General features: G+C 66.4%; 22 protein-coding genes and 1 tRNA gene. 10 read left to right on the top strand and 13 right to left on the bottom strand.

The annotated features are described in order from the left end of the window. From AC3IFE_RS14895 to AC3IFE_RS14885, 3 genes are all read left to right on the top strand, one after another. Positions 1–303 (top strand): tannase/feruloyl esterase family alpha/beta hydrolase (locus tag AC3IFE_RS14895; RefSeq protein WP_489190953.1); only part of this gene is annotated, 303 nt, incomplete at its 5' end. Positions 304–612: 309 nt separating this feature from the next. Beyond that, positions 613–1,668, top strand: coding sequence for an SDR family oxidoreductase (locus AC3IFE_RS14890; protein ID WP_489190952.1), 1,056 nt, complete (start codon positions 613–615; stop codon positions 1,666–1,668). A gap of 126 nt (positions 1,669–1,794) precedes the next feature. Continuing rightward, positions 1,795–2,271 (top strand): RidA family protein, encoded by a 477-nt coding sequence (locus tag AC3IFE_RS14885; RefSeq protein WP_089469462.1) that lies wholly within the window; start codon positions 1,795–1,797, stop codon positions 2,269–2,271. 62 nt (positions 2,272–2,333) lie between these two features. Here AC3IFE_RS14885 and AC3IFE_RS14880 read toward each other — a convergent pair. The 7 genes from AC3IFE_RS14880 to fdnG form a co-directional block, all read right to left on the bottom strand. Next, a tRNA-Sec gene (locus AC3IFE_RS14880) sits at positions 2,334–2,429 on the bottom strand. A 32-nt stretch (positions 2,430–2,461) separates the two neighbouring features. Further along, positions 2,462–4,384: a selenocysteine-specific translation elongation factor gene (gene selB, locus AC3IFE_RS14875; protein WP_489190950.1), complete on the bottom strand. Its 1,923-nt coding sequence runs from the start codon at positions 4,382–4,384 to the stop codon at positions 2,462–2,464. After that, positions 4,381–5,820: an L-seryl-tRNA(Sec) selenium transferase gene (selA, locus tag AC3IFE_RS14870; protein WP_489190949.1), complete on the bottom strand. Its 1,440-nt coding sequence runs from the start codon at positions 5,818–5,820 to the stop codon at positions 4,381–4,383. The genes selB and selA overlap by 4 nt, the downstream gene beginning before the upstream one ends. 72 nt (positions 5,821–5,892) lie before the next feature. Continuing rightward, on the bottom strand, positions 5,893–6,828 hold the full coding sequence (fdhE, locus tag AC3IFE_RS14865) for a formate dehydrogenase accessory protein FdhE (RefSeq protein WP_489190948.1): 936 nt from the start codon (positions 6,826–6,828) through the stop codon (positions 5,893–5,895). Positions 6,829–6,936: 108 nt separating this feature from the next. Next, positions 6,937–7,563 carry a formate dehydrogenase subunit gamma gene (locus AC3IFE_RS14860; RefSeq protein WP_027805740.1) on the bottom strand — a complete coding sequence of 209 codons (627 nt, stop codon included), beginning with the start codon at positions 7,561–7,563 and terminating at the stop codon, positions 6,937–6,939. Next, a complete protein-coding gene (fdxH, locus tag AC3IFE_RS14855; protein WP_489190947.1) occupies positions 7,560–8,474 on the bottom strand; it encodes a formate dehydrogenase subunit beta in 915 nt (304 codons plus the stop codon). The genes AC3IFE_RS14860 and fdxH overlap by 4 nt, the downstream gene beginning before the upstream one ends. 10 nt (positions 8,475–8,484) lie before the next feature. Continuing rightward, entirely contained in the window at positions 8,485–11,556 is a 3,072-nt protein-coding gene (fdnG, locus tag AC3IFE_RS14850; protein ID WP_144030137.1) for a formate dehydrogenase-N subunit alpha, read from the bottom strand. A gap of 154 nt (positions 11,557–11,710) precedes the next feature. On the opposite strand from fdnG, the gene AC3IFE_RS14845 reads away from it, so the two are divergent. The 3 genes from AC3IFE_RS14845 (at position 11,711) to AC3IFE_RS14835 (ending at position 15,099) form a co-directional block, all read left to right on the top strand. Continuing rightward, on the top strand, positions 11,711–12,655 hold the full coding sequence (locus AC3IFE_RS14845; protein ID WP_489190945.1) for a YihY/virulence factor BrkB family protein: 945 nt from the start codon (positions 11,711–11,713) through the stop codon (positions 12,653–12,655). A gap of 417 nt (positions 12,656–13,072) precedes the next feature. After that, the gene (locus AC3IFE_RS14840) at positions 13,073–14,233 is read left to right on the top strand and encodes a porin (protein ID WP_089469397.1); all 1,161 of its coding nucleotides are present in this window, start codon (positions 13,073–13,075) and stop codon (positions 14,231–14,233) included. Positions 14,234–14,625: 392 nt separating this feature from the next. Then, positions 14,626–15,099 (top strand): VOC family protein, encoded by a 474-nt coding sequence (locus tag AC3IFE_RS14835; protein WP_027782646.1) that lies wholly within the window; start codon positions 14,626–14,628, stop codon positions 15,097–15,099. A 151-nt stretch (positions 15,100–15,250) separates the two neighbouring features. Here the strand turns inward: AC3IFE_RS14835 and AC3IFE_RS14830 are convergent, their stop codons facing one another. Then, positions 15,251–15,484: an aminoglycoside adenylyltransferase domain-containing protein gene (locus AC3IFE_RS14830; RefSeq protein ID WP_373559869.1), complete on the bottom strand. Its 234-nt coding sequence runs from the start codon at positions 15,482–15,484 to the stop codon at positions 15,251–15,253. 13 nt (positions 15,485–15,497) lie between these two features. On the opposite strand from AC3IFE_RS14830, the gene AC3IFE_RS14825 reads away from it, so the two are divergent. After that, positions 15,498–15,842: a hypothetical protein gene (locus tag AC3IFE_RS14825; RefSeq protein ID WP_489190954.1), complete on the top strand. Its 345-nt coding sequence runs from the start codon at positions 15,498–15,500 to the stop codon at positions 15,840–15,842. A gap of 82 nt (positions 15,843–15,924) precedes the next feature. Here AC3IFE_RS14825 and AC3IFE_RS14820 read toward each other — a convergent pair whose 3' ends face one another. Beyond that, positions 15,925–16,374, bottom strand: a complete 450-nt coding sequence (locus tag AC3IFE_RS14820; protein WP_489190944.1) for an HU family DNA-binding protein — start codon at positions 16,372–16,374, stop codon at positions 15,925–15,927. 267 nt (positions 16,375–16,641) lie between these two features. Between AC3IFE_RS14820 and AC3IFE_RS14815 the strand changes: the two genes are divergently transcribed. Next, complete coding sequence (locus tag AC3IFE_RS14815) at positions 16,642–17,760, top strand: acyltransferase family protein (RefSeq protein ID WP_489190943.1); 1,119 nt, start codon at positions 16,642–16,644, stop codon at positions 17,758–17,760. 369 nt (positions 17,761–18,129) lie between these two features. Here the strand turns inward: AC3IFE_RS14815 and galU are convergent, their stop codons facing one another. Next, positions 18,130–19,017 (bottom strand): UTP--glucose-1-phosphate uridylyltransferase GalU, encoded by an 888-nt coding sequence (gene galU, locus AC3IFE_RS14810; protein WP_489190942.1) that lies wholly within the window; start codon positions 19,015–19,017, stop codon positions 18,130–18,132. A 231-nt stretch (positions 19,018–19,248) separates the two neighbouring features. Further along, positions 19,249–19,392: a hypothetical protein gene (locus tag AC3IFE_RS14805; protein ID WP_006479318.1), complete on the bottom strand. Its 144-nt coding sequence runs from the start codon at positions 19,390–19,392 to the stop codon at positions 19,249–19,251. 217 nt (positions 19,393–19,609) lie between these two features. Between AC3IFE_RS14805 and AC3IFE_RS14800 the strand changes: the two genes are divergently transcribed. After that, positions 19,610–20,785, top strand: a complete 1,176-nt coding sequence (locus AC3IFE_RS14800; protein ID WP_489190941.1) for an acyltransferase family protein — start codon at positions 19,610–19,612, stop codon at positions 20,783–20,785. 389 nt (positions 20,786–21,174) lie between these two features. Here the strand turns inward: AC3IFE_RS14800 and AC3IFE_RS14795 are convergent, their stop codons facing one another. After that, positions 21,175–23,634 (bottom strand): glycosyltransferase family 4 protein, encoded by a 2,460-nt coding sequence (locus AC3IFE_RS14795; protein WP_489190940.1) that lies wholly within the window; start codon positions 23,632–23,634, stop codon positions 21,175–21,177. Continuing rightward, on the bottom strand, positions 23,631–25,097 hold the full coding sequence (locus AC3IFE_RS14790; RefSeq protein WP_050011262.1) for a flippase: 1,467 nt from the start codon (positions 25,095–25,097) through the stop codon (positions 23,631–23,633). The genes AC3IFE_RS14795 and AC3IFE_RS14790 overlap by 4 nt, the downstream gene beginning before the upstream one ends. Positions 25,098–25,190: 93 nt before the next feature. Here AC3IFE_RS14790 and AC3IFE_RS14785 point away from each other — a divergent pair. Beyond that, positions 25,191–25,484 (top strand): transposase (locus AC3IFE_RS14785; RefSeq protein WP_321822683.1); only part of this gene is annotated, 294 nt, incomplete at its 3' end.

Raw genomic sequence — 25,484 nt, 5'->3', positions numbered from 1 at the left:
AGCACCGACTATTACAACGGTCTGGTGCAGCGTTTCGGACAAGGAACGGTCGACGGCTTCGTGCGGTTTTATCTGATGCCGGGGGTCGGCCATGGCACGGGGCCGTTTCACCCTGCCGTCGATTCACTCTCCGCACTCGATGAATGGGTGGAAAGCGGCAAGGCGCCCGAAACACTGACGATGAGCGACCTTAACGCAGCGACGCTCGGGAGGACGCGCCCGTTGTGCCGCTATCCACTGTGGCCCAAGTATATCGGCGGCGATGTCAACGCAGCGGCGAGCTTCCAGTGCACTCACTCGTAGCGGGCGACCGTTTTTCTCGTCATTGCCGTTGCCCGGTTTCACCGCCGACTTTCCGGCGCCCGAGCGCAACGCCATCGCGGCGGCGGGCGGAATGCAAAGATCGCTTGCGAGGACGAACGACCGTTTTGCCGTAGGTAATCCGACGTCCTCGTTTCCAAAACGATTCGGCGTTCGTGAGCCTCAGGATGTCGGGGAACGGATCGTCACTCATCATCGTACTGTCGCGCAAGTAAATCGCACGATGGAGCATTAACAAGCCGCCCGCCGGGTCTTAACCTGCCGGTTCTTCGTCCCGGGACAATCAACGACATGAACAGCAATACCCGTCTCCAATCGGTTCTCGTCACGGGCGGCACCGGGTTCATTGCACAACACTGCATCCTGGCGCTGCTGAATCACGGCTATCGGGTGCGAACCACCGTTCGCTCGCTCACACGCGAGACGCAGGTGCGCGCGCAGCTCGAAAGAGGCGGCGCGGAACCCGGAGACCGTTTGTCATTCGTCGCGGCGGATCTCCTCGCCGACAACGGCTGGCAACAGGCAACCGCCGGCTGCGCCTACGTCGTGCATGGCGCGTCGCCCACGCCCACCGGCACGCAGACGAGCGAAGACGATTGGGTCAAGCCCGCCGTGGCAGGCACGCTGCGCGTGCTGCGTGCGGCGCGGGACGCCGGTGTAAGGCGTGTCGTGCTGACCTCCGCGTTCGGTGCGATCTGCGCCGGACACGGGCCGATGAGCCGCCCCTTCGACGAAACCGACTGGAGCAACCTGACGGCCGCCGACGTCTGGCCTTATCAGAAGTCGAAAACGTTGTCGGAACGCGCGGCGTGGGATTTCGTGGCGCGAGAAGGACGCGGCATGCAACTGTCCGCGATCAATCCGGTGACGGTTCTCGGCCCCGTGCTCGGCGACGACTATTCGCACTCCATCCGCCTGATCCGGGGCATGCTGGACGGCCAGCCAGGCAATCCGCGCATCAACTCCGGTTTCGTCGACGTGCGCGACGTCGCCGACCTGCATGTGCGCGCCATGACCCACGACGCCGCGAACGGCGAACGCTTCCTTGCCATTGCCGGCGAAAGCATGTGGCTCGCCGAAGTCGCCCAGCTGCTCAAGGCGCGCATGGGCGACGCCGCGCGCCACGTATCGACCCGGGTGCTGCCCGACTGGCTGGTACGCATCGGCGCACTCAGGGATCCCGCGCTGCGCGGATCGCTGCCGTTGCTCGGCCGCAATCTGAACGCCACCAGCCAGAAAGCCATCAGCTTGCTCGGCTGGTCGCCCCGCCCGCGCGAGGACGCCATCGTCGCGACAGCCGAAAGTCTCGTGCGCCTCGGGCTGCTGCGCGATGCCAGCCGGCGATAACACCCGCACCGCCCGCCTGCCTGCCCCTGCCATCTCGTTTCGGCCTGACAATAGGGGAGCTTCTGCGCGCCGAAAGCACCGCAAGCTCGTGTCCCCGGTTTTGCTCCTTTCTTCCACGGAGGCTCCATGCCTGACACCACCACTGCCCGTCTCGCAGCACTCGGATGGGTTCTTCCGCAACCCGTCGCGCCGCTCGGTTCGTATCGGACCGTATCGGTCGTGGGCAATCATGCGCACGTCTCGGGCCTTGGGCCCTTCGAGAACGGCACACCCGTCACGGGCATCGTCGGTGAAGACATCAGCATCGAGCGCGCTCAAGCTTGCGCACGACTGACGATGCTGATGATTCTGGCCTGCCTCGACGAACGGTGCGGGCTCGATCGCGTCAGGCGCTGCGTACGGTTGACCGTTTATGTCCGCGCATCGGCTTCGTTTGTCCAGCATCCGCTGGTGGCGAACGGTGCGAGTGACGTCCTGCTGGACCTGTTCGGCGCGGACGGGTTGCCGGCCCGCAGTGCGATCGGCGTGCACACGCTGCCCATGGGCATTCCAGTGGAGATCGACAGCGTATTCGAGTTGCACGGCGAAGCAGGCCGTGATTAGCTCGCCCGGCTCCGTCGCGCCGGGCGCGACGGAAGTCGCCGGAATGCGCGGGAAGCCATGACTGGCGGAAGGCAGCAGGAGTCGAACCTACCCGGGAGTGTCCGACACCCCCAACTGGATTTGAAGTCCAGCCGTACCACCGGATACGAATGCCTTCCGTGGGAAAAAGAAACCGAAGAACGACGAGCGCCTACGCCTGAATACCCGCCCAACCGCTGTCAGGCCGCAGGTAGTGAAGATCGCGGTGGAAGCGAGTATACCCAACCCGATCGAAGAACTCGAGAATCTGGATCGCGCGCTTGCGACCGAGCCCCGTCGCGTCGCGGAACGTCGCCGCATCGAGCCCGCCGCGCGACGGCGCGAGATGCGCAACCAGTTCCGCCAGCTCGCGCGCGACGTCCGCATGATAGAACAGGTCGCGCACGACCTGCTGCACGTCGCCGCGCCGTGCGAGCTTGCGCAGCAGCGCGCGCACCGCGTCCTCGGCCGTGCCCGTATCGCGTGCCAGGTCGCGCACCCACGGCGGATCGAAGCGCCCCGCGTGAATCAGCGGCAACAGTTGCCGCGCCAGCGCTTCCTCGCGCGGATCGAGACTCACCGAATGCGACGGCAGATGCAACCACGGCCCGCTGCGCACGACTTCGCCGCCGGACACCAGCGCGTCGACGAGCGCGCGCCACAGCGCATCGCCAGCGAGCGGCGCGGCCATCCGCCGCAAGCGTGCGGCGTCGAGCCCCTGCTCGTCGGGCATGCGCTCGTGATACGCATGCAGCGTATCGACCGCCCGCGTCTGCAACGCACGCCAGTGCGCATGCGAAATCACCGCGCCTTCGTTCGACGCGGCATCGCGTTGCCCGATCGCCAGCGCATCGCCGGGCAACGCCAGCACATTCGGCGCGAACCCCGTCAGATGCGTGAGCGTCGCGCGCGCAATGCCGAGCGGCGCCTGCGCGAGCAACGCATCGACGCGCCCTTCGTCGAGCCACGCCGCGAGCGCATCGAGCCACGCGCGACGCGCGGGCGTGCGGCGCTTGCGGGCCGGCCCGAACGGATCGAGCACCCGGCCGCCGCCGACGGTGCGCGTCGCCTGCGGATTGCGGACGATGAAGCGGTCGCCCGGCAGCGCGAACACCGGCTCGTCGAACACCAGTTGCACGCGCATCCGCTGGCCGGCCGCGAGCGTGTCGCCGTCGAGCAGCGCGACGTGGGCCACACGATGCAGCGTGCCGAGATGCACATGCAACGGCGCCCAGTGGGTCAGCGTCAGCCCCGCGTCCGCGAGCAACGTCAGCTCGACGTCCAGGCGCGGCGACGTCGCGACGAGCCGCGCGTCGGCGACGGTGTCGCCCCGCTCGACGTCGGCCTTGTCGACGCCGGCCAGGTTCAGCGCGCAACGCTCGCCCGCGCGGCCGGCCTCGACCGGCCGGTTCTGCGCATGAATGCTGCGCACGCGGGCCGCGCCGCCCGTGCGCACGATCGCGAGCGTGTCGCCCGTCGCGACGCGGCCCGCGAACGCGGTACCCGTCACGACGGTGCCCTGCCCGGCAAGCGTAAACACGCGATCGACCGCGAGCCGGAACAGCCCGTCGTCGCGACGCGCGCGCCATGCGATCGCCGCGTCGGCGAGGTGCTGCTTCAACGCGGCGACGCCCGGATCGTCTGCAACGGTCGCACGCGTTTCGACAATCGGCACGCCGGCCAGCGTCGAGTCGTGCAGCCACGCGGCGATCTCCCCGCGCACCTCGGCGACGCGCGCGGCATCGACGCGATCGCATTTCGTCAGCGCGACGGCGCCATGCGTGACGCCGAGCAGTTGCAGGATCGCGAGATGCTCGCGCGTCTGCGGCATCACGCCGTCGTCGGCGGCAATCACGAGCAGCGCGAAGTCGATCCCGCACGCGCCGGCCGCCATCGTGTGAATCAGTTTTTCGTGGCCCGGCACGTCGATCAGGCCGAGCACGTCGCCGTTGTCGAGCGGCGTATATGCATAGCCGAGCTCGATCGAGATGCCGCGCGCCTTCTCTTCCTTCAGGCGATCGGTGTCGACGCCCGTCAGCGCACGCACGAGCGTGGTCTTGCCGTGGTCGATGTGCCCCGCGGTCCCGACGATCATGCGGCGGGCCCCGCAAGCGGCACGCATTGCGCGACGAACGCCGCTTCGTCGGCCGCTTCGAGGCAGCGCAGGTCGAGCCGCAACGCGTTGTCGGCGATGCGGCCGATCACCGGGCGCGGCCATTCGCGCAGCCGCTTCTCGAGCTGCGCGAGCGCGCGGCCGTTGCGCTTGCCGTCCGCCGAGCGCACCACGAGCCCCGCGCTCGGCAACTGGTCGACCGGCAGCGCGCCGCTGCCGATCTGGCTGAACATCGGCTCGACGCTCACGTCGAAACCGCTGCCGAACGCAGCCTGCAACGCCGGGCGCACGCGTTCGGCCGCCTCGGCGATCTCGCGCTGCGGACGCGTCAGCAGGCGCAGCGTCGTGAGCCGGTCGCGCAGGAATTCGGGCGACTGATACAGGCGCAGCACCGGTTCGAGCGCCGCGAGCGTCAGCTTGCCGACGCGCAGCGCGCGCTTGAGCGGATGCTTCTTGATCTTCGCGATGAGCGCACGATCGCCGACGATCAGGCCGGCCTGCGGGCCGCCGAGCAGCTTGTCGCCGCTGAACGTGACAACGTTTGCGCCGGCGGCGACGGTTTCCTGCACGGTGGTCTCGTGCGGCAGGCCCCATTGAGACAGGTCGGCCAGCGTGCCGCTGCCGAGATCGACGGCGACCGGCACGCCGTGCTCGCGCGCGAGCGGCGCGAGTTCGGCGAGCGTCGCCTCCTTCGTGAAGCCGCTGATCGCGTAGTTGCTGCAGTGCACCTTCATCAGCAGCGCCGTGCGCGAGCCGATCGCATCCGCGTAGTCGCGCAGATGCGTGCGGTTGGTCGTGCCGACCTCGCGCAGCTTCGCGCCGGCGCGGCTCATGATGTCGGGAATGCGGAATGCCCCGCCGATCTCGACCAGTTCGCCGCGCGATACGACGACTTCCCGTTTCGTCGCGAGCGCCGACAGCGTCAGCAGCACGGCCGCCGCATTGTTGTTGACGACGGTCGCCGCTTCCGCGCCCGTCAGTTCGCACAGCAGAGCGCCGATCAGGTCGTCGCGATCGCCGCGGCGGCCGGTGGCGAGATCGAACTCGAGATTGACGGGCCGCGTGAGCACGTCGACGACCGCGCGCACCGCCTCGTCGGGCAGCAGCGCGCGCCCGAGGTTCGTGTGCAGCACGGTGCCGGTCAGGTTGAACACGGCGCGCACCGCGCCCGCGCTCTGCGCGGCCAACGTATGCGAGACGGCAGCGGCGATGCGCGGCTCGTCGAGCGGCTCGGCCGCGGCGGGATCATGCTGCGCGGCCGTGCGCCAGCGTTCCAGTTCGGCCCGCACGGCATTCAGCACGCGCGTGCGGCCATAGTCGGCGACGAGCGGCTGCAGCGGCGCCGACGACAGCACGCGCTCGACCGACGGCACACGCGCCAGCACGGCATTCAGTTCATTCACACCCGGTTCGGTCACGTCGTTATCGCTCCAGTCTCATGCTTCGCAGTCGGCCGGGCCGACGCTCGCGCACCGCCCAGGCCCGTACCGTCAGTCCGCTTCCCGCGACACGTCCGGCCACAGCAACGGGTTCGGCGAACTGCGCTGGTAGCCGGCCTCGTTCATCAGCAGGTCGAGCGTGAGGCTCGCGAGATCGTCCGCCAGCGGCTCGAACCCGTAGTCCTTCTCCTGATAGCCGATCTTGCGATAGGTCTTGCATTCGTCGCACGATTCGGCCTTGACGGCTTCGCTGCCGCCTTCGATCCCGTGATACGCGATGCCCTTCGTCGAATCGCAGTGCGAGCACTTGGTGCGCACCATGTGCCACTCGGTCGTGCACAGCCCGCATTGCAGGAAACGGTAGCCCTGATACTGGCCGCCGACCCGCACGACGCTCGCGACCGGATGCGTGCCGCACACCGGGCACAGCCCCGGCTGGTCGAGATACGGAACGTCGGTCGGCGTCACGCGGCTCGCGAGGTCCGTCCACACGACCTGCAGCGCGGCCATCAGGAACGGCGCGGTGGCCGGGTCGACCTCGGCGAAGCGCAGCGCGAGGATCGCGTCGGCTTGCGCGTCGAGCTCGGCCGGCGCCATCAGGCGCAACCGGTCGAGCAGCTTCGCCAACTGCGGATTGACGAGCCCGGCGCTTTCGACGCGGTCGAGCAGTTCATACAGCACGGCGCGCCAGCGCGAATCGCGCTCGCCGTCGAGCGCCGGCACGAGCGGCATCGAATGTTCCTGCGCGCGTGCGATCGCTTCCTTCGACGGCAGCGGCAACTCCAGCGTCTGCAGCGTCGCGTGCTGCGCCTCGGCGACGGTGGCCATCAGCCGCAGGTAGCCGCTGATCGGGTTCAGGTCGGCCAGCTTGCGCAGCCGCGCGGCGCGCGCCGCGAACGCGGTCGCGCGCTCCGGCAGACGAAAGCGCGGAATGGCCGAATGATCGAGTGCCGAGATCTCGGTCGGCTCCAGAATGCGTTGTGTCACGAAAATATCTTCCAAAAAAACAAGCGCCGACGAATCGGCGCTTTCGGGCGATTCCTGCGGTTGGCGGAACGATACGCCGCAATCGGCGTACCGCCCCGCGCCGCTGCGTTACTTCACGCTTTCACGGAACCACTTCGGGTGATGCTTGCGGGCCCAGCCCAGCGTGACGGTGCCGCGCACCATCGCGCCGATCGAACCCTTCACCCACAACGCCGCGTAAATGTGCACGATGATGCTCGCGATCAGCACGAAGGCCGCCACGGCATGCACGACAGCGGCCGCGCGGATCACCCCGATCGGGAAGTAGAACGAGAAGTAGCGCCGCCAGATCACGATTCCCGACAGCAGGAGCAGCAGCAGGCACGCCACCAGCGTGAAGAATAGCAGCTTCTGCCCGGCGTTATAGCGCCCGACCGGCGGCAGCTTGTCTTCCTGGTTGGTCAGCACGTCGCCGATCTGCTTGAGCCACTGCCGGTCGTCCGCGTCGAGCGCATTGTGGTGCCAGAAGCGCACCACGAGAATCGCGAACGACACGAACATCACCAGGCCGACGAACGGGTGCAGAATCCGCGTCCACTGGCCGCCGCCGAACAACGCGGTGAGCCAGAACATCGACGGATGGAACAGCGCGAGCCCGGACAACGCGAGCAGCACGAACGTGATCGCGGTGATCCAGTGGTTCGTGCGCTCGTTCGGCGTGTAGCGGACGATCAGGTTAGGGTCGTCGTGGTTCATTTCGCGTCCTCCTTGATGCGTCGCGCCTCGTCGCGGGCAGCGGCTTCCTCGTCTTCGGTGACCTCGTTCGGACCGACCCGCGTGTAGTGGAAGAACCCGGCCAGCGCGGTCAGCGCGAGGCCGGCGACCGCCAGCGGTTTGGCGATGCCCTTCCACAGCTTCACCATCGGGCTGATCGACGGGTTGTCGGGCAGGCCGTGATACAGCGACGGTTTGTCCGCGTGGTGCAGCACGTACATCACGTGCGTGCCGCCGACGCCCTGCGGGTCGTACAGCCCCGCATGCTCGAAGCCGCGCTCCTTCAGGTCCTCGATCCGCTCGGCCGCGTGCTGCTTCATGTCCTCCTTGGTGCCGAACACGATCGCGCCCGTCGGGCAGGTCTTCACGCAGGCCGGTTCCTGGCCGACCGCGACGCGGTCGGAACAGAGCGTGCACTTGTACGCGCGATGATCCTTCTTCGAGATCCGCGGCACGTTGAACGGGCAACCGGTCACGCAGTAGCCGCAACCGATGCAGTTCTCCTCGTGGAAGTCGACGATCCCGTTGTTGTACTGCACGATCGCGCCCGGCGACGGACACGCCTTCAGGCAGCCCGGATCCTCGCAGTGCATGCAGCCGTCCTTGCGGATCAGCCACTCGAGGTCGCCCGCCGGGTTCTCGTATTCGGAGAACCGCATGACCGTCCACGAATGCTCGGTCAGGTCGGCCGGGTTGTCGTACACGCCGACGTTGGTGCCGACTTCGTCGCGCAGGTCGTTCCACTCCATGCACGCCGTCTGGCATGCCTTGCAGCCGATGCACTTCGATACGTCGATCAGCTTCGCGACGCTCCCGGTCACCGGTTCGCGCACCGTGGGCGGTGGCGTCGTGGTGGCCGAGACCCGCTTGATATCCAGCGATTGCAATGCCATCTCTTTCCCCTTACGCCTTTTCGACCTTCACCAGGAACGACTTGAATTCCGGTGTATAGGAGTTGCCGTCGCCCACGGACGGAGTCAGGGTATTGGCGAGATAGCCGGGCTTCGTCAGACCCTTGAAGCCCCAGTGCAACGGGACGCCGACCGTCTGGACCTTCTTGCCGTCGATCGTCAGCGGCTTGATCCGCTTCGTGACGAGAGCGACCGCGACGATGTAGCCGCGCTTGGACGACACCTTCACGCGCTCGCCATGCGCGACGCCGACTTCCTTCGCGAGGTCTTCGCCGATTTCGACGAATTGCTCGGGCTGGATGATCGAGTTCAGCCGCGCATGCTTGGTCCAGTAGTGGAAGTGCTCGGTCAGCCGGTACGTGGTCGCCACGTGCGGGAAATCCGCCACCTTGCCGAACGACGCGCGGTCGTCCGCGAACACGCGGGCGGCCGGGTTGTTCAGCGCCAGCGGGTTGTCCGGGTGCAGCGGGTTCGCGGCGAGCGGCGTCTCGAACGGCTCGTAGTGCTCGGGGAACGGACCTTCGTTCATCGCCGCACGCGCGAAGAAGCGCGCGACGCCTTCCGGGTTCATGATGAACGGATTCATCCCGTTCTCGGGCGGTTCGTCGGCCTTGAAGTCCGGCACGTCGGCGCCCTTCCACGCGCTGCCGTTCCAGCCGATCAGCTTGCGGGTCGGGTCGAACGGCTTGCCGGCAACGTCGCACGACGCGCGGTTGTACAGGATCCGCCGGTTCGCGGGCCACGCCCACGCCCAGTTCAGCGTCTGGCCGATGCCGGTCGGATCCGAGTTGTCGCGCCGCCCCATCTGGTTGCCGGCCTGCGTCCACGCGCCGCAGAAGATCCAGCAGCCGCTCGCGGTCGTGCCGTCGTCCTTCAGTTGCGCGAACGCGGCAAGCTGCTCGCCCTTCTTCACGAGCGTCTTCGCCGGGTCCTTCGGATCGGGCAGATCGGCGAGCGCTTTCCCGTTGAACTCCATCGCCAGTTCTTCGGGCGTCGGGCTTTCCGGGTTCGCGTACGGCCAGGTCAGGTTCACGATCGGGTCCGGGTACTTGCCGCCGTCCTTCTGGTACAGCTTGCGCATGCGCAGGAACAGCCCCGACATGATCTCGAGGTCGCTCCGCGCTTCGCCCGGCGGCTCCGCGCCCTTCCAGTGCCACTGCAGCACGCGGCTCGAACTCACGAGCGAGCCGTTTTCCTCCGCGAAGCAGGTGGTCGGCAGACGGAACACCTCGGTCTGGATCTTCGACGCATCGACGTCGTTGTAGTCGCCGTGATGCTTCCAGAACTCGGAGGTCTCGGTCGCGAGCGGATCCATGATCACGAGCCACTTCAGCTTCGCGAGGCCCGCCGCCGTCTTCACCTTCGACGGCGCGGCCGCGAGCGGATTGAAGCCCTGGCAGATGTAGCCGTTCATCTTGCCGGCATTCATCAGCTCGATCGCCTGCAGCAGGTCGTACTGCTTGTCCAGCTTCGGCAGGTAGTCGTACGCCCAGTTGTTCTCGGCGGTGGCCGCGTCGCCCCACCACGACTTCATGAAGCTGACGTGGAACGCCTTGTAGTTCTTCCAGTAGCTGAGCTGGTTCGGCCGCAGCGGTTCCTGCGCGCGCTTCTTGATGTACGCGTCGAAGTCCTGCTCGGCCTGCATCGGCAGCGTCATGTAGCCCGGCAGCAGGTTCGACATCAGCCCGAGGTCGGTCAGCCCCTGGATGTTCGAGTGGCCGCGCAGCGCGTTCATCCCGCCGCCGGCGATGCCGATGTTGCCGAGCAGCAGTTGCACCATCGCGCCGGTGCGGATGATCTGCGCGCCGATCGAGTGGTGCGTCCAGCCGAGCGCGTACAGCACCGTGCCGGCGCGGCCGGGAACGGCCGTGGTCGCGAGCATCTCGCACACCTTCAGGAACTTGTCCTTCGGCGTGCCGCAGACCTGCTGGACCTTGTCCGCCGTATAGCGCGCGTAGTGCTGCTTCAGCAGGTTGTAGACGCAGCGCGGATGCTGCAGCGTCGGGTCGACCTTCACGAAACCGTCGTCGCCGCGCTCGTAGTCCCAGCTCGACTTGTCCGGGTACGCGTGCTTCTCGGCGTCGTAGCCGGAATAGATGCCGTCGTTGAACGCGAAATCCTCGCGCACGATGAACGAGAAGTCCGTGTAGTTCTTCACGTACTCATGCTGGATCTTGTCGTTCGTCAGCAGATAATTGATGACGCCGCCCAGGAAGACGATGTCGGTGCCGGTGCGGATCGGCGCGTAGTAATCGGCCACCGAGGCCGTACGCGTGAAGCGCGGGTCGACGACGATCAGCCGCGCCTTGCGGTGCGCCTTCGCCTCCGTTACCCACTTGAAACCGCACGGATGGGCCTCGGCTGCATTGCCGCCCATCACGAGAATCACGTCCGCGTTCTTGATGTCGACCCAATGGTTCGTCATCGCTCCACGGCCAAACGTCGGGGCAAGACCTGCCACCGTCGGGCCATGTCAGACACGCGCCTGATTGTCGAATGCGAGCATCCCGAGACTGCGGATGGTCTTGTGCGTCAGGTAGCCGACCTCGTTGCTGCCCGCCGACGCGGCCAGCATGCCGGTCGTGAGCCAGCGGTTGACCTTCGCGCCGTCTTCGGCCGTCTCGACGAAGTTCGCGTCGCGGTCGGCCTTCATCAGCTTCGCGATGCGGTCGAGCGCGTCGTTCCACGAGATGGGTTCCCACTTGTCCGAGCCGGGTGCACGATACTCGGGGTGCGTCAGGCGGTTCGGGCTGTGGATGAAGTCGATCAGGCTCGCGCCCTTCGGGCACAGCGTGCCGCGATTGACCGGATGGTCGGGATCGCCTTCGATATGGATGATGCTCGGCTGCGCGTTCTTCGCGCCGTCTCCGAGGCTATACATCAGGATGCCGCAACCTACTGAACAATAAGGACAGGTGTTGCGCGTTTCGACGGTGCGCGCCAGTTTGTACTGTCGGACTTCGGCCAGCGCTTCGGACGGAGAAAAGCCCATCAGGGCAAGACTCGATCCGGCAAGCGACGTGGCCGTCACCTTCAGGAACTGGCGCCGGGACATTTGTAGCATGGCGGTCTCGGCGTTATTGTGGGGTGGGGTGCAACTGAAAGGAATTATAGACAGTTCAGGCAACTATGATCGAATCCTCGGATCAATACCGATTTGTCCGATTAACTTGCGATCCACCTGCGATGATCCGCGTTCCGCGCGTAACCGACCCGTCATGAAACGACAGATCACTTCCGAAGCCACCCGTCTCGCCCAGCAGCAGGCCAACTGGGCCCTCACCGCGTTCAAGCGCTTCTCGTCCGACCGCTGCTCCGCGATGGCCGCGGGCATCGCGTTTTTCTCCGCGTTCTCGCTCGCGCCGACCCTCGTGATGGTGATCGCGGTGGCCGGCTGGTTCTACGGCGACGACGCCGCGCGCGGCCAGGTGTTCGAACAGGCGCACCAACTGATCGGCGACGACGCGGCGGCCTCCATCCAGACGATCGTGCAGAACGCGCACCGCGCGGGAGAGCGCGGCGGCCTCGCCACGCTGATCTCGTTCGCCGCGCTCGCGATCGGCGCGTCGGCCACCTTCGCGTCGCTCAGCGCGGCGCTCAGCGTGATCTGGCCGGCCACCGAAAGCCGCTGGTCGAGCATGCTCGGCCTCGTACGCGTGCGGCTGATCTCGTTCGGGCTCGTGTTCGGCGTGGCGTTCCTGCTGATCGTGTCGCTCGTGCTCGACACCGCGATCACGTTCGTCGGGACCTGGCTGCTGGGCGATTCGCCATATGTGGTCGTCACGAACATCGTGCAGTTCTTCGTCGGCATCGCGGTGCTCGCGGCCGCGTTCGCGGCGCTGATGAAATTCCTGCCCGATGCGCGCGTCGCGTGGCGCGACGCCGCAGTCGGCGGCATCGTGTCCGCGATCCTGTTCTCCGGCGGCAAGAAGCTGTTCGCGCTGTATCTCGCGCATGCGGGCACCGCGAGCGCGTTCGGCGCGGCCGGATCGTTCGCGGTCCTGCTGATGTGGCTGTACTTCTCCGCGATCGTGCTGCTGCTCGGCGCGGAATTCGCGGCGGCCCGCGGCGACGCCCATCGGCCGGCCGCGGGTTCGGCGCCGGAGGCGTCCGCTCAAGCCGCTCAATCCGGCCCGGCCGATCATCGCGCGCGCGACGACTGATTGACCCACCGCCTGAAAACGGCCGCGCATCGCTCTCGCGCGGCCTGCATAACCGCCCGCTCATTTGCAACTGTCGTGTCCGCCTCGCGTTCGCGCCGTGTCGGCGCGCGCTTGCCACGGCGTCGTGCTCCCACCTGCAACCGCAAACGTTTGCACGCCCTCGTTTCCGTGTCGCAACGGGCTGAAACAAGGAATCTACTGCCATGCGCATCAACTATTGAAACAATCGCGGCGCAGCAATTGTCAACTGTTTCATAAACAGGAACAGTTGCTGATGTGCTTGATCTATATGGACTTTTTCCCGTTGTTACCTTTTCGAGACACTTTATTTTTTAAGCTTTCTTGCGTGTATGGCACTGAGCTATTCTCCAATCCGCAACAAATAACGATGAATCACTTGCGTGGAGAAACTCAACGATGAAGAAACTTGCTCTCTCGACCCTCTCGCTCGCCCTGCTGGGCGCCGCTGGTGCTGCTCAAGCTCAGTCGAGCGTGACGCTGTACGGCGTGATCGATACGTCGATCACGTATGTTCACGGCAACGCCGGTCAAGGTAACAATTCGTGGTCGATGGGTAGCGGCAACCTGCAAGGCAGCCGCTTCGGCCTGAAGGGTTCGGAAGACCTCGGTGGCGGCCTTAAGGCGATCTTCCAGTTGGAAAACGGCTTCAACTCGGCAACGGGCGCACTGGGCCAAGGCCAGCGCATGTTCGGCCGCCAGGCATTCGTCGGCCTGCAAAGCGACCAGTACGGTACGCTGACGCTGGGTCGCCAGTACGACCCGCTGGTCGACCTGGTTCAGGCAGTCACGGCTGACAACTACTTCGGCAGCGTGTTCGCCACGCCGGGCGACGTCGACAACAACGACAACAGCCTGCGCGTCAGCAACGCGATCAAGTACACGTCGCCGGTGTTCGCCGGCCTCCAGTTCGAAGGCATGTACGCACTCGGCGGCGTCGCCGGCTCGACCGGCAAGGGTCAGACGTGGGCGGCAGCTGCAGCCTACAACAACGGCCCGCTCGGTGTGGCTGCCGGTTACTTCCACGCGAACAACGCTTCGGCGCTCACGGACGGCAAGCGCGGCGGCTGGACCGGTACGTCCGACGCAATCTTCGACGGCGACTCGGGCACGACCTTCATCAACAACGCGTTCACGTCGTCGACGTCGATCGGCATCGCGCAAGTGGCAGCCCAGTACGCATTCGGCCCGGTGACGGTCGGTGCCGGCTACAGCAACGCCCAGTACAAGGCTGACGGCGCGTCGACGTTCGGCACGAACCAGAAGTACAACACGGGTCGCGGCTTCGTCACGTACCAAGCATCGGCACCGCTGCTGCTGGGCCTCGGCTACATCTACACGAAGGGTAGCGGCGACAACAACGCCAAGTACCATCAGGTTTCGCTCGGCGCGGACTACTCGCTGTCGAAGCGCACCGACGTGTACCTGGTTGGCGCATACCAGCACGCAAGCGGCCACAACGCCGACGGCAGCGATGCGCAAGCGGCGATCGGCTCGTACGGCATCGCCGGCAAGAGCTCGCAGGAAATCGTCGCACTCGGCCTGCGTCACAAGTTCTAAAAACGAAGTATCCGGTGTGCACGGCGTCTTCGACGCCTTGCCGCCGACCTGGAAAGCCAGCCCGGTTTCGGCCGCGGCTGGCTTTTTTTCGTCCGTCTCCGGCAGGCGAGGCCGACATCGCCGGCAGGGCCTCCGCGCCGCAGCCGGGACCCGACACAGGTCCGCGGGCCGGCAGCGGCGCCTGGCGGCTGCAATGCATCCGCAACACCGTTTCCGGGGTCCGGAGAGGTCGCCGCTTCTCCGTTGAGCGACTACCATCCGCACAGCCGGCCCTGCCCAGGTCCGACCGACGCGGGATTTGTTTACGCCGCGTGTCGATTCCGGCGGGCGTCGTCCGTCGTATCGATGGCGGCACAGGTTTGCCCCGCACCCATACAGACAGGAGACTCGTCATGACGATTCAGAAGATCACGCCTTTCCTCTGGTATTCGACGGAAGCCGAAGAAGCCGCGGCCTTCTATGCCGGCATCTTTCCGGATTCGCGCATCGTGCGCGTCACGGCGGTGCCCGGCACCGACGGCACGCGAATGGTCGAATTCGAGTTGTTCGGGCAGCCATTCCTTGCGATGAGCCACCCGCGCACGGAGGCGTTCAATCACTCGATCTCGCTGCTCGTCAGCTGCGCGGACCAGGCGGAACTCGACCGCTACTGGAGCGCCCTGCTCGACAACGGCGGCACGGCCGACGGCTGTGGCTGGCTGAGGGATCGCTACGGCGTGTCATGGCAGATCGTTCCGGAAGCGCTCATCCCGATGATGGCCGACCGCGACGCGGTCAAGGCGGGACGCGTGGCCGCCGCGATGATGCAGATGACGAAGTTCGACGACGCCGCGCTGAAGGCCGCCTTTGCGGGCACCGCAGGCTGACGACAGGCGTCAGGCTGCGCATGCGTGATGCCGCGCCGGATCGTCTGCCTATATCCGGCTCGACGGTTCGCGCATGCAGCCGGCACCACCGCGTTCGCTATCCGTGGCAGGCGGGCCGTGCGCCGCTCACGTGCTTCGTCGGCGGCCGCTGCTACGCCGACAGCATCGACTCGATCGCGCGCCGCGCGTAGCCGATGAATTCGGCCAGCGGCTCGTCCGACACGGTCGTCGTGCCCGCTTCGTCATCGAGATAGGCAGCACGCGCAGCCGCTACGACCGGCCGGTGCGCGTCCGGCAAGCGCGCCAGCACACACGTCGCGGCGACGTCCTTCGGCGCGATCCTGCCGGTCGCGGCGCTGTACCAGATGCGTGCGAGCGCGAGCACGTCGCGCGCCGAAATGCCGTTCGATTACGGCGCGTGCGGCGGCGAGCTGTGCGGCGATCTCATGCGGGATGAAGTTGGTCAAGACGGCAAACCCGGCGAGACGCTCGCAACGGAACGCGAAGAAACGACACCCGGGAAGCACTATCGCGCGCGGCGACTTTCCCGATCCCGATTCGCCGACGACGCCGAGCGTTTCGCCCTGGCGCACCGATACCGACACGCGTCGCGCGAACGAAGCTCGCCGCTCGGCGACAGGGACGCCGATGCGCGACATACGATCCGCCGCGCGTCACGCGCCGGGCAACCGGTGATCGCCATGCCGCCTGTTCGCCACCGCGCGTCATGCGCGGCGCAATAAAAATCCCCGCACGCTTTCGCGTACGGGGATCTCGGGACATCGCAGCGGCTGCCGACATGCATTCGGCAGTCGTTGCGCGGCATTACGCTGCCGCGTCCTTCAGCTTCTTCAGCGCACGTGCCTTCACGCGCACGCTGGCCGGCTTCGCCGGGAACCAGCGCTCTTCGCCCGTGAACGGATCCTTGCCGAAGCGCTTCTTCTTCGCCGGCACGACTTGCGCCGTGATCTTCAGCAGACCCGGCAGCGTGAACTCGCCTGCGCCCTTCTTGTGAACCGAGGCCAGCACGACGTTCTCGAGTGCGACGAGCACTGCCTTGACCGCCTTCACTTCGACAGCCGCGCGCTCAGCGATGTGCGTTGCGAGCGATGCCTTCGTGAACTTGTCCTTCAGCGGCGTCGGAGCAGCCGGTGCTGCCTTTGCGACAGCCTTCTTGGCCACTACTTTCTTCGCGGGCGCAGCCTTTTTGGCAGCCACTTTCTTGGTCGCCGGTGCGGCAGCCTTCTTGGCCACCTTTTTTGCGGAAGTCGCCATGTTTCTCCTACCAGGTGTGGTCGTTGGATACACGAAGCGTGCAACGCGCGCGCTTCAACGCCGGATTCTACAAGCGCCTCGACGCTTCGTGCAGTACTTTTATGCGTTTTCGCGGGGTTTCCCGCAGGTTTTGTTGCGCGCGACAGACTTCGTCGACGCTCGAGGGTCTAAAAACACCTTCACGTATGGGCCCAAACGAGCCCGAACGCGAATTACGTTCGATATTTGCGCACCTATACTGGGCTTGCTCAATGCCCGGATGCCTCCATGCGCGAAGTCAGATACGTCAAAGGACTCGACGGCCTGCGAGCCCTCGCCGTCATCCTCGTTTTCCTGTCCCACAAGGGCCACGTCCTTGCCGTCGACGTCGGCAAGCTTGGCGTGTGGACGTTTTTCCTCATCAGCGGATTCCTGATCGTCGGCGAGCTGCATCGCAACCGCCAGGCGGTCGAGCGCGGCGCCATGACGCGTCGCCACGCGCTCGCGCTGTTCCTCGCGAAGCGCGCGCTGCGGATCTTCCCCGTCTACTACCTGCTGCTCGCCGCGCTCGCGATCGCGCACGCGCTGTTCTACCAGCGCGGCGTCAACCTCGGGCTCGCATGGCACGCGGTGTTCCTGTCGAATTACTGGATCGGCGTCGTCAAGGACGGCTGGCCGGGCTCCACGTCGCACTTCTGGAGCCTCGCCGTTGAACAGCAGTTCTATCTGATCGCCCCGCTCGCGCTGCTCGCGCTGCCCGCCGCGCGACACGTCGCGCTCGGCATCGCGGCCGTCGCGCTGTGCGCGCTCGCGCATCTCGCGCTCTACCTGTCCGACGCGTCGCCGGTGCTGATCTACGCGTTTTCCCCGTGGAATTTCGCGTTGATCGCGCTCGGCGGCGTCGGTGCGATGGTGCTCGCCGATCGCGGCGCCGCCGCCGCGCGTCGCGTGCCGCCCGGCTGGCTCGGCGCGGCCGGCGTCGCCTTCTTCCTCGTGCTGCCGGCCTGCACCGCGTTGCCCGATGCAGTCGCGGGGCTCGCGGATCTCGGCCTGTCGGTGTCGCTCGGCGCGCTGATGCTGTGGATCGTCAGCGCGCCCGAGCATCCCGCCGTCGCGGTGCTCGACTGGGCGCCGCTCGCGTATCTCGGCACGATCAGCTACGGCTTCTACCTGTTCCACAACCTGATTCCGGCCCGCTTCGGCGCGCTGCCCGCGTCCTTCGCGCACGTGCCGATGCCGGAAATCGTTCGCGACGCGCTGCCGGAAATGCTGCAATTCGCGCTCGCCGTGCTGCTCGCGCACCTGTCCTGGCGTTATCTCGAAAAACGGCTGCTCGACTTCAAGAAGCCGATCGCCGCGATGCTGGCCCGGCACTTCGCCGCACAGCCGAGCACGTCGCCGCGCTGAGCGGCGCGCGGCGGCAACCAGGCCGGAACGCACCGATACCGGTGACGCCCGGCGGCCAGCGATATGGCAGCCGATGCCGCGTCATCGCTCGACACTCGCGCGCATGCCGCGGCACCCGTGCTACCCGCGCCCCCCCTCCACCGATCCGGTCACGCGACGAATGCGTCGGCACCGGTTTCACGCGCGACGCTCCGCCTCATCGGCCTGGTTCGCCCGTCGCGAGCCACCGCCGTCCGCCCGCCGGAGGTGCGGCATCCACACGTCGCGCACCATGCTCGTGCGCCCGCCAAAAAACAAAAAAGCCCCGGCGCGCGAGCGGCCGGGGCCAACGGAACAACCACCACCTGAAACGACGAAGCGCGCGGCCGCTTAAGCGACGGCAGCCAGCGCGGGCAAGCAGGTACGCAGATACGCCTCGAATTCGCGGCTCACTTCCGGATGCTGGAGCGCGAGCTCGACGGTCGCCTTCAGATAGCCGATCTTGCTGCCGCAGTCGAAGCGCGTGCCGTAGTAGCGATACGCGAGCACCTGTTCGTTCGCGAGCAGCGACTGGACGGCGTCGGTGAGCTGCAGTTCGCCGCCCGCGCCCGGCTTGAGCTTGCGCAGATGATCGAAGATCGTCGGCATGAACACGTAGCGGCCGACCACGCCGAGATTCGACGGCGCATCCTCGGGCGCCGGCTTCTCGATGATGCCCGACAGCTTGATGATGTCCTCTTCCCATTCCCGGCCTTCGACGACGCCGTACGAGCGGCTGTCCTCGCGCGGGATCGTCTCGACCCCGATCACCGAGCTGTGATAGTGGTCGAACACGTCGACGAGCTGCTTGAGCACCGGCTGTTCGCCGTGCAGCAGGTCGTCGGCGAGGACCACCGCGAACGGCTCGCCGTGCACGAGCTTCTCCGCGCACAGTACCGCGTGGCCGAGACCGAGCGCTTCCGGCTGGCGCACGTAGAAGCAGTTGACGTGGCTGGGCTTGATGCCGCGCACGAGCTCGAGCAGCTTTTCCTTGCCGCGCGCCTCGAGCTCGGCCTCGATCTCGTACGACTTGTCGAAATGATCCTCGATCGCGCGCTTGCTGCGCCCGGTGACGAAGATCATCTCGGTGATACCGGCGTTGATCGCTTCCTCGACCGCGTACTGGATCAGCGGCTTGTCGACGACGGGCAACATTTCCTTCGGGCTCGCCTTCGTTGCCGGGAGGAACCGCGTGCCGAGACCGGCAACGGGGAACACGGCCTTGGTGACTTTCAACATGTTCGCATCCTGATAGCGTTGACTGCGCCGCGTCGACCCGCGACCCGGCGCGATTGTGTTCCGATCGGCATATCGAGAATCGACGGTACTGCCAATTCCGCTCCGCTCATTTTCGATATGAACTGATTGCCCAATTATTCCCGGAAAAAATATAATCGTTTCAATCCGGTCGATATTGCCGAACCGATTCCCGGGACAGAAACAAATTACCGATTTTCCGGATACAAATTCTTACGATTCGAATTCCTCGATATAGGGCACGCCGCCCCGCTCGAGGCCCGGGCGGATCGGTTCGTTCTTCAGCGCCTCGCGGTACGCCGACAGCACGGCCATGACCAGCAGTACTGCAGCACTCGCGATCCAATGCATGTCCATCTTGCCGCTCCTTGCATCAATCAACTGGAGCTTCAAACTATCAGAAAAAAATCGGCAAATAATTCGCGCCCTTCGAGGGACCGCTTTCAGGCCGCGATAAACCCATGATGTGGAATAGCGATATTTCCGGGCAAGATTTTTTTATTCATTGACCGAATTCTTGCGCATTACGATTGGATGAAACTTCCCGTCCATCCGTCGCAAGGAATCGAATCGCATGCAAGCTTTCAGCGGATCGTCTCTGGCCGCGCCGCCCGTCGCCGACCACAAGGAACACGTGATCGACGCGATGCGCGGCTTCGCGGCGCTGCTCGTCGCCTATTTCCACTGCCGCCAGGTCGTCTGGGTCGGCATGCAGAGCTTCCATCACGCTTACGGTCATGCCCTCAGCCCGGGCGCGATCGCCGGCTACCTGACCTTCCCGTTCGCGTGGGGCTCGGCCGGCGTCCCGATCTTCTTCGTGATCAGCGGCTACTGCATCCACCGCAACGCGGCGCTCAAGCTCGCGGCCAATCCCGCGTACCGGCTCGACGCGCCGAACTTCTGGCTGCGCCGCTTCGCGCGCATCTACCCGGTGCTGCTCGCGGCACTGCTGTTCACGCTCGCGCTCGACGCAGTCAGCCTGCAGATCGAGCCCGTCAGCCACAAGATCCGCGACGTCGGCCTCGTCGCGTTCCTCGTGAACCTGTTCTCGTTGCAGGGCGTCGCCGGCTACACGTACGGGTCGAACGGCGCGTTGTGGACGCTGTCGCTCGAAGTGCAGTTCTACGCGATCTACCCGCTGCTGTTCGCGCTGCGCCGGCGCATCGGCATGCCGGCCGTCGTGGCCGCGGTCGCGCTCGTCAACGTCGCGTCGGCGTGGCTGCTCGAACGGCACGACCTGCAATTCTTCACGTCGTACTGGCTGTCCTGGACGATCGGCGCATGGATCGCCGACGTGCGCGCGCAGCAGTCGCGCGGCACGGCCGTCGTTCCGTCGCGCGCGTGGTACGTCGCGGCCGCCGTGCTGCTCGCCGCCGGCTGCGGCGCATTCCATTTCGGCCAGTACGGCGCGTTCCAGCTGTGGTCGGCCGGCTTCGCATGCTTGCTGTACCGCGCGCTCGCCCGGCCGCCGCGCGCGACGCCGCCGCTGCGCGTGCTGAGTTGGTTCGGCGACTTCAGCTACTCGCTGTACCTGATCCACCTGCCGCTGTTCGTCTGCCTCGGCTCGGTGCTGTTCCACTCCGAACTGCAACTGTCGATCTGGCCGTCGTTCGCGTTCATGGCCGTCGCGGTTCCGGTCGCGTACCTGTTCTATCGAATGTTCGAACGGCCGGCGATGATGTGGTCGGCCAGCTTCAAGCCGACCCGCACGACCCGCGTCGTCACGTCGACGCCCGAACAGGCTGCCTGACACGCGGGCCGGACGGCTCGACCGGCCGTCCGGTTCCGGAGCCCCCGCGCAGCGCGCCGCTGCGCGGGGACTTTTTCGTGGCCGGCACGCGGTTGCTGGCCGGGTCGACAAGGAAATGGGCAGCCTGTCGCCCTCCGACCGCGCTACGGCCCGCACGGGCGCCTTCTGCGCGATTGCAGAAGCACGCGTGCGACGGCGGCGAGGGCACGCTTCACGTTCGCGGCGGCCCGATCCTGTTCCAGATGACGATCGGCCACGCTCACGCGCGACGCGGGTTCGGGCGCAAACCAGCCTCCGTCAAAATCAGACGCCTCGCCCGCTGAAAAACAAAGCCCCCACGCAGCGCAACGCCGCATGGGGGCCCGTTCTCCGCCGCTTTCCGCCGACTGCTACTTCTTCGCGTTCGCGGCCTTGGCGGCCTTCGCCGTATCCGCGAGGATCTTCTCGACCCGCTCCACGTAGGTTTCGGTCCCGAACCGGCGCACCGCGGTCGCCCGGCCGCTCGCGACGAGCCGCTCGCGCAGTGCGCGGTCGCGCTTGAGCGTCGCCAGCGCATCGGCCAGCGCGGCCGCGTTGCCCGGCTCGCAGAGCAGCCCGTTGTCGCCGTCCTCGATGATCTCGACGACACCGCCCGCACGCGCCGCGACGACCGGCCGGCGCGCGAGCATCCCCTCGACGATCACGCGCCCGAACGGCTCCGGCGTGATCGACGTGTGCGCGACGACGTCGACCGCCGCCATGCAGGCGGCCACGTCGCGCTGGAACCCCAGGAAATGCACGCGCTCGTCCATCGCATGCTGCGCGACGTATTCGTGCAGTTGCGCCGCATAGTCGTCCTCGCCGAACAGCGGCGCGCCGACCAGCACCACATGCATGTCCGGATGCCGCGCGGCCGCCTCCAGCAGCACGTGCTGCCCCTTCCAGCGCGCCAGACGGCTGAACGAGCCGACCAGCCATGCGTCGGTGGGCAACCCGAGGCGCGCGCGCAACGCGGCCTGGCTCACGCCTTCCAGCGCATCGAACGGTTCGGCCGAAATGCCGTTGAACACGACGTCGACGTGCTGCGGCGTGAAGCCCGTCAGCGCGCGGAACGCCTGCGCGGATGCGTCGGAGTTCGCGATCACGCGCGTGACGCCGAGCCGCGCGCAGTACTTGATCGCCTGCAACTGCTTGCCGCCGAAATGGTCGGTGCTGACGATGTCGCGCAAATGCCAGACCACCGGCTTGCGCGCGAGCCGCCCGGCGAGCGCGGCAACCACCATCGCCCGTTGCGTGTTCGCGTAGATCACCTCGGCGCGGCGCGCGCGCCGGGCGACGTCACGCACCAGCCGCACGAGCTGCTTCACCGCGCCGAACGACACGCCGCCCTGCTTGCGCACACCGGCGAGCGCGCCCTGGTCGACCACGTCGACGCGCGCGCCGATCTCGTCGAGGGCCGCGCGGAACGGGCCGTCGTCGAACAGCAGCACGTCGGCGTTCGCGCGCATGTGCTTCATGATCTCGAGCAGCGACAGCTCGGCGCCGCCGAGCACGCCGCTCTGGTCGAGCACGAGCGTCGCCGGGCCGCGCGCGGCCGGCAGCGGGGCGGCCGCGCCGCGCTGCGCGGTCGAGCCGGGCAGCGCGTGCTCCACGTAATCGAGGAAGCGCCGCCGGAACGTGTCGGCGGAAAACCGCTCCGCGTTCGCGCGGCACGCATTGGGCGTGAAGCGCTGCGGCGCGCGCTCGAAATCGTCGACGGCCGCGACGATCGCGTGCGGCGTCTGTTCATCGAAGAAAAGGCCGGTCGGGTTCAGGTTCGACTGCGGGTCGAGCACGGTTTCGAGCGCACCGCCCTTGCCGTACGCGATGACCGGCGTGCCGCACGCCTGCGCCTCGACGACCGAGATCCCGAAATCCTCCTCGGCCGCGAACACGAACGCCTTCGCGCGCCGCATCCGGTCGTGCAGCACCGCGAACGGCTGGTAGCCCATGATCTCGACGTTCGGGCCGGCCTTCGCGCGAATCTTCTGCATCTCGGGGCCGTCGCCGATCACGACGAGCTTGCGCTCGGGCGTGCGCGAAAACGCCTCGACGATCAGGTCGATCTTCTTGTACGGCACCATCCGCGACGCGGTCAGGTAGAAGTCCTCCTTCACCGCGTTCAGCGAGAACGCGTCGACGTCGACCGGCGGAAAGATCACCGCCGCGTCGCGGTGGTAGACCTTCTTGATGCGCCGCGCGATGAACGCGGAGTTCGCGACGAAGCCGTCCACCGCGTTCGCGGTGCGCGTGTCCCAGTTGCGGATGTAATGAAGAATCATCCGCGCGAGCAGCGATTTCGGCCCATGCGTGAGATTCGACTGTTCCAGATACTGGTGCTGCAGGTCCCACGCATAACGGATCGGCGAATGCACATAGCTGATGTGCACCTGGTCCGGCCCGGTGAGCACGCCCTTCGCGACCGCGTGGCTGCTCGAGATCACGAGGTCGTACTCGGACACGTCGAGCTGCTCGATCGCGAGCGGCATCAGCGGCAGGTAGCTGCGGTACTTGGTGCGGGCGAACGGCAGCTTCTGGATGAACGACGTCGTCACCGGCTTGCCGCGTACGAACGCGCGATCGTCGAGGAAATCGACGAGGCTGAACAGGTCCGCGTCGGGAAAGCACGCGACGATCTGTTCGAGCACGCGCTCGGCGCCCGCATAGGTGACGAGCCAGTCGTGGACGATCGCCACGCGCAGCGCACGCGCCGGTTGCCGCGCGCCGGCGCGCTCGGCCGGGTGCAGCGCGGCGGCGTCGCCGGCGTGGACCACGGCGGCGTCGGCCGTGGCGAGATTCAGGACGGCGTGTTCCGCCAGATCGCGATTCATGCGGTTCTCCTCGCATTGAGACGGACAAACAGATCGCGCACGAGTGCGCGCAATCCCGGCGTCATCGTGAGCGACCACGCGACGTTCAGCACCAGCACGACCGCGCACATGCCGATCGACTGCACCAGCCCCGGCCATGCCTGCGCCAGGAACAGGCTCGCCAGCAGGAACGCGAGGTGCGCGAGCATGTCGAGCACGATCGCGCGCATCCGGATCGCCGACAGGTACAGCAGCACGCCGTAGTCAACGAGCGCGCGCGCCGCGACGACCACCGCCGCGCCGATCAGCCCGAAGTGATGAATGCCGAACCACAGGCCGCCGACGAAGAACGGCATCTCGACGAGCCCGGCGAATGCCGCGCGGGCCGGGTTGACCTGCGACTGGATCAGGATGCGCGTGACGCTCGCCTGGCCGACGAGCCACACGCTGATCACCAGCACGCGGCCGACCGGCGCCGAATGCGCGGCGAGATCGGCGCCGACCCACAGCGTGAGGAACGGTGCGAGCGCGAAGATCGCGACGATGCCGACCGGCGTAAACACGCCGTTCAGGAATTCGAGCGACTGGCGCGCAAGCGTATCCGCGTGATCGCGGCCGACCGCCGACAGGCGCGGGAACAACGTGCGCACCAGCGCGTTCGGCAGCATGTTCAGGCGCGTGACGAGGTTCTGCGGCACCGTGTAGTAGGTGACGAACTTCGCGCCCATGCCGGCGCCGAGCATCACGCGATCGAGCGTGTCGGCGATCATGCTCGTCGTGCTCGCGATCAGCATCCAGCCGCCGAAGTTGAACAGCCCCTTCGCGGTGCCCCACTGCGGCGGATCGATGCGGCGGATCCCGAGCACCTTGATGCTGGCCTGACCGAGCATCACGGCCGCGATCAGCCGCGCGACGACGGCCGCGGCGAGCACCGTCTGCAGGTTCGGCGCGATCCACCACGCGGCGCCGAGCGGCAGCAGCTGGAACAGGAACGTGCCGATCGTCTGGTTCGTGTTGAACACGCCGAACCGTTCGGCGCCGTTGATCGCGCCGGCGAACACCCACGACACGTTCGCGAGCGGAATCGCGAGCGCGAGCCACGGCAGCGCGAGATACACCTCGTGCTGCATCGCGGCCGACACCTTCGTGAAATACGCGGTGTAGACGAACGCGCCGAAATAGATCAGCAACCCGCCGACGATGCCGGTGCCGAGATTCAGCCAGAACGCGCTCCAGAACACGCGCGCGCTCTCATCGGCGTTGCCGCTCGCGAGCGCCTTCGAGATGTGGTTCTGCGCGGCCATGCTCATCCCGAGATCGAGAATCCCGAAATAGCCGATCAGCGTCCACACGAGGCTCACGACGCCGTAGCGTTCGACGCCGAGCGCGTGGATGTACGCGGGCACCGTCACCAGCGACACGAAGGTCGGCAGGATCAGCCCGATGAAGTTGATCGAAACGTTCTTGAGTATGCCTTTGTCCATGCTTTAAGAGACGGTTTCAAAAAGGTGCGTAGCTACTGTTAACTTTTCTCTCGACCTGTTAATCTGAGCCGTCGTGATAACCGGATCAGGGAGATGGGCAAGCCGATCATTGACGACGAGTTGTGGAAACTAATCGAGCCACTTCTGCCACCTGCCAAGCCCCGTCGGTTCAAGTACCCGGGTCGCAAGCCCGTGCCGAATCGTGCAGCGCTGACGGGCATTCTGTTCGTGCTGAAGACCGGCATTCGCTGGCGCGATCTTCCTGCGGAAATGGGATGTGGCTCGGGCGTGAGTTGCTGGCGTCGGCTGCGGGACTGGCAAGAGGCTGGCGTGTGGGACGCATTGCACGCGTTGCTGCTGACCAAACTACGCGCGGCAAACCAGATT

Source organism: Burkholderia sp. APQ4-4ca (assembly GCF_057837105.1).
The sequence above is the reverse complement of the archived record's forward strand: the minus strand, read 5'-3'. Positions and strand labels throughout refer to the sequence as shown.

What these genes read in the sequence shown, in the direction of transcription:
- AC3IFE_RS14890 (WP_489190952.1), top strand. Translation starts at nt 613, where the DNA reads ATGAACAGCAATACCCGTCTCCAATCGGTTCTCGTCACGGGCGGCACC.
- AC3IFE_RS14885 (WP_089469462.1), top strand. Translation starts at nt 1,795, where the DNA reads ATGCCTGACACCACCACTGCCCGTCTCGCAGCACTCGGATGGGTTCTT.
- selB (WP_489190950.1), bottom strand. Translation starts at nt 4,384, where the DNA reads ATGATCGTCGGGACCGCGGGGCACATCGACCACGGCAAGACCACGCTC.
- AC3IFE_RS14860 (WP_027805740.1), bottom strand. Translation starts at nt 7,563, where the DNA reads ATGAACCACGACGACCCTAACCTGATCGTCCGCTACACGCCGAACGAG.
- fdxH (WP_489190947.1), bottom strand. Translation starts at nt 8,474, where the DNA reads ATGGCATTGCAATCGCTGGATATCAAGCGGGTCTCGGCCACCACGACG.
- AC3IFE_RS14845 (WP_489190945.1), top strand. Translation starts at nt 11,711, where the DNA reads ATGAAACGACAGATCACTTCCGAAGCCACCCGTCTCGCCCAGCAGCAG.
- AC3IFE_RS14840 (WP_089469397.1), top strand. Translation starts at nt 13,073, where the DNA reads ATGAAGAAACTTGCTCTCTCGACCCTCTCGCTCGCCCTGCTGGGCGCC.
- AC3IFE_RS14835 (WP_027782646.1), top strand. Translation starts at nt 14,626, where the DNA reads ATGACGATTCAGAAGATCACGCCTTTCCTCTGGTATTCGACGGAAGCC.
- AC3IFE_RS14825 (WP_489190954.1), top strand. Translation starts at nt 15,498, where the DNA reads ATGCCGTTCGATTACGGCGCGTGCGGCGGCGAGCTGTGCGGCGATCTC.
- AC3IFE_RS14820 (WP_489190944.1), bottom strand. Translation starts at nt 16,374, where the DNA reads ATGGCGACTTCCGCAAAAAAGGTGGCCAAGAAGGCTGCCGCACCGGCG.
- AC3IFE_RS14815 (WP_489190943.1), top strand. Translation starts at nt 16,642, where the DNA reads ATGCGCGAAGTCAGATACGTCAAAGGACTCGACGGCCTGCGAGCCCTC.
- galU (WP_489190942.1), bottom strand. Translation starts at nt 19,017, where the DNA reads ATGTTGAAAGTCACCAAGGCCGTGTTCCCCGTTGCCGGTCTCGGCACG.
- AC3IFE_RS14805 (WP_006479318.1), bottom strand. Translation starts at nt 19,392, where the DNA reads ATGGACATGCATTGGATCGCGAGTGCTGCAGTACTGCTGGTCATGGCC.
- AC3IFE_RS14800 (WP_489190941.1), top strand. Translation starts at nt 19,610, where the DNA reads ATGCAAGCTTTCAGCGGATCGTCTCTGGCCGCGCCGCCCGTCGCCGAC.
- AC3IFE_RS14795 (WP_489190940.1), bottom strand. Translation starts at nt 23,634, where the DNA reads ATGAATCGCGATCTGGCGGAACACGCCGTCCTGAATCTCGCCACGGCC.
- AC3IFE_RS14790 (WP_050011262.1), bottom strand. Translation starts at nt 25,097, where the DNA reads ATGGACAAAGGCATACTCAAGAACGTTTCGATCAACTTCATCGGGCTG.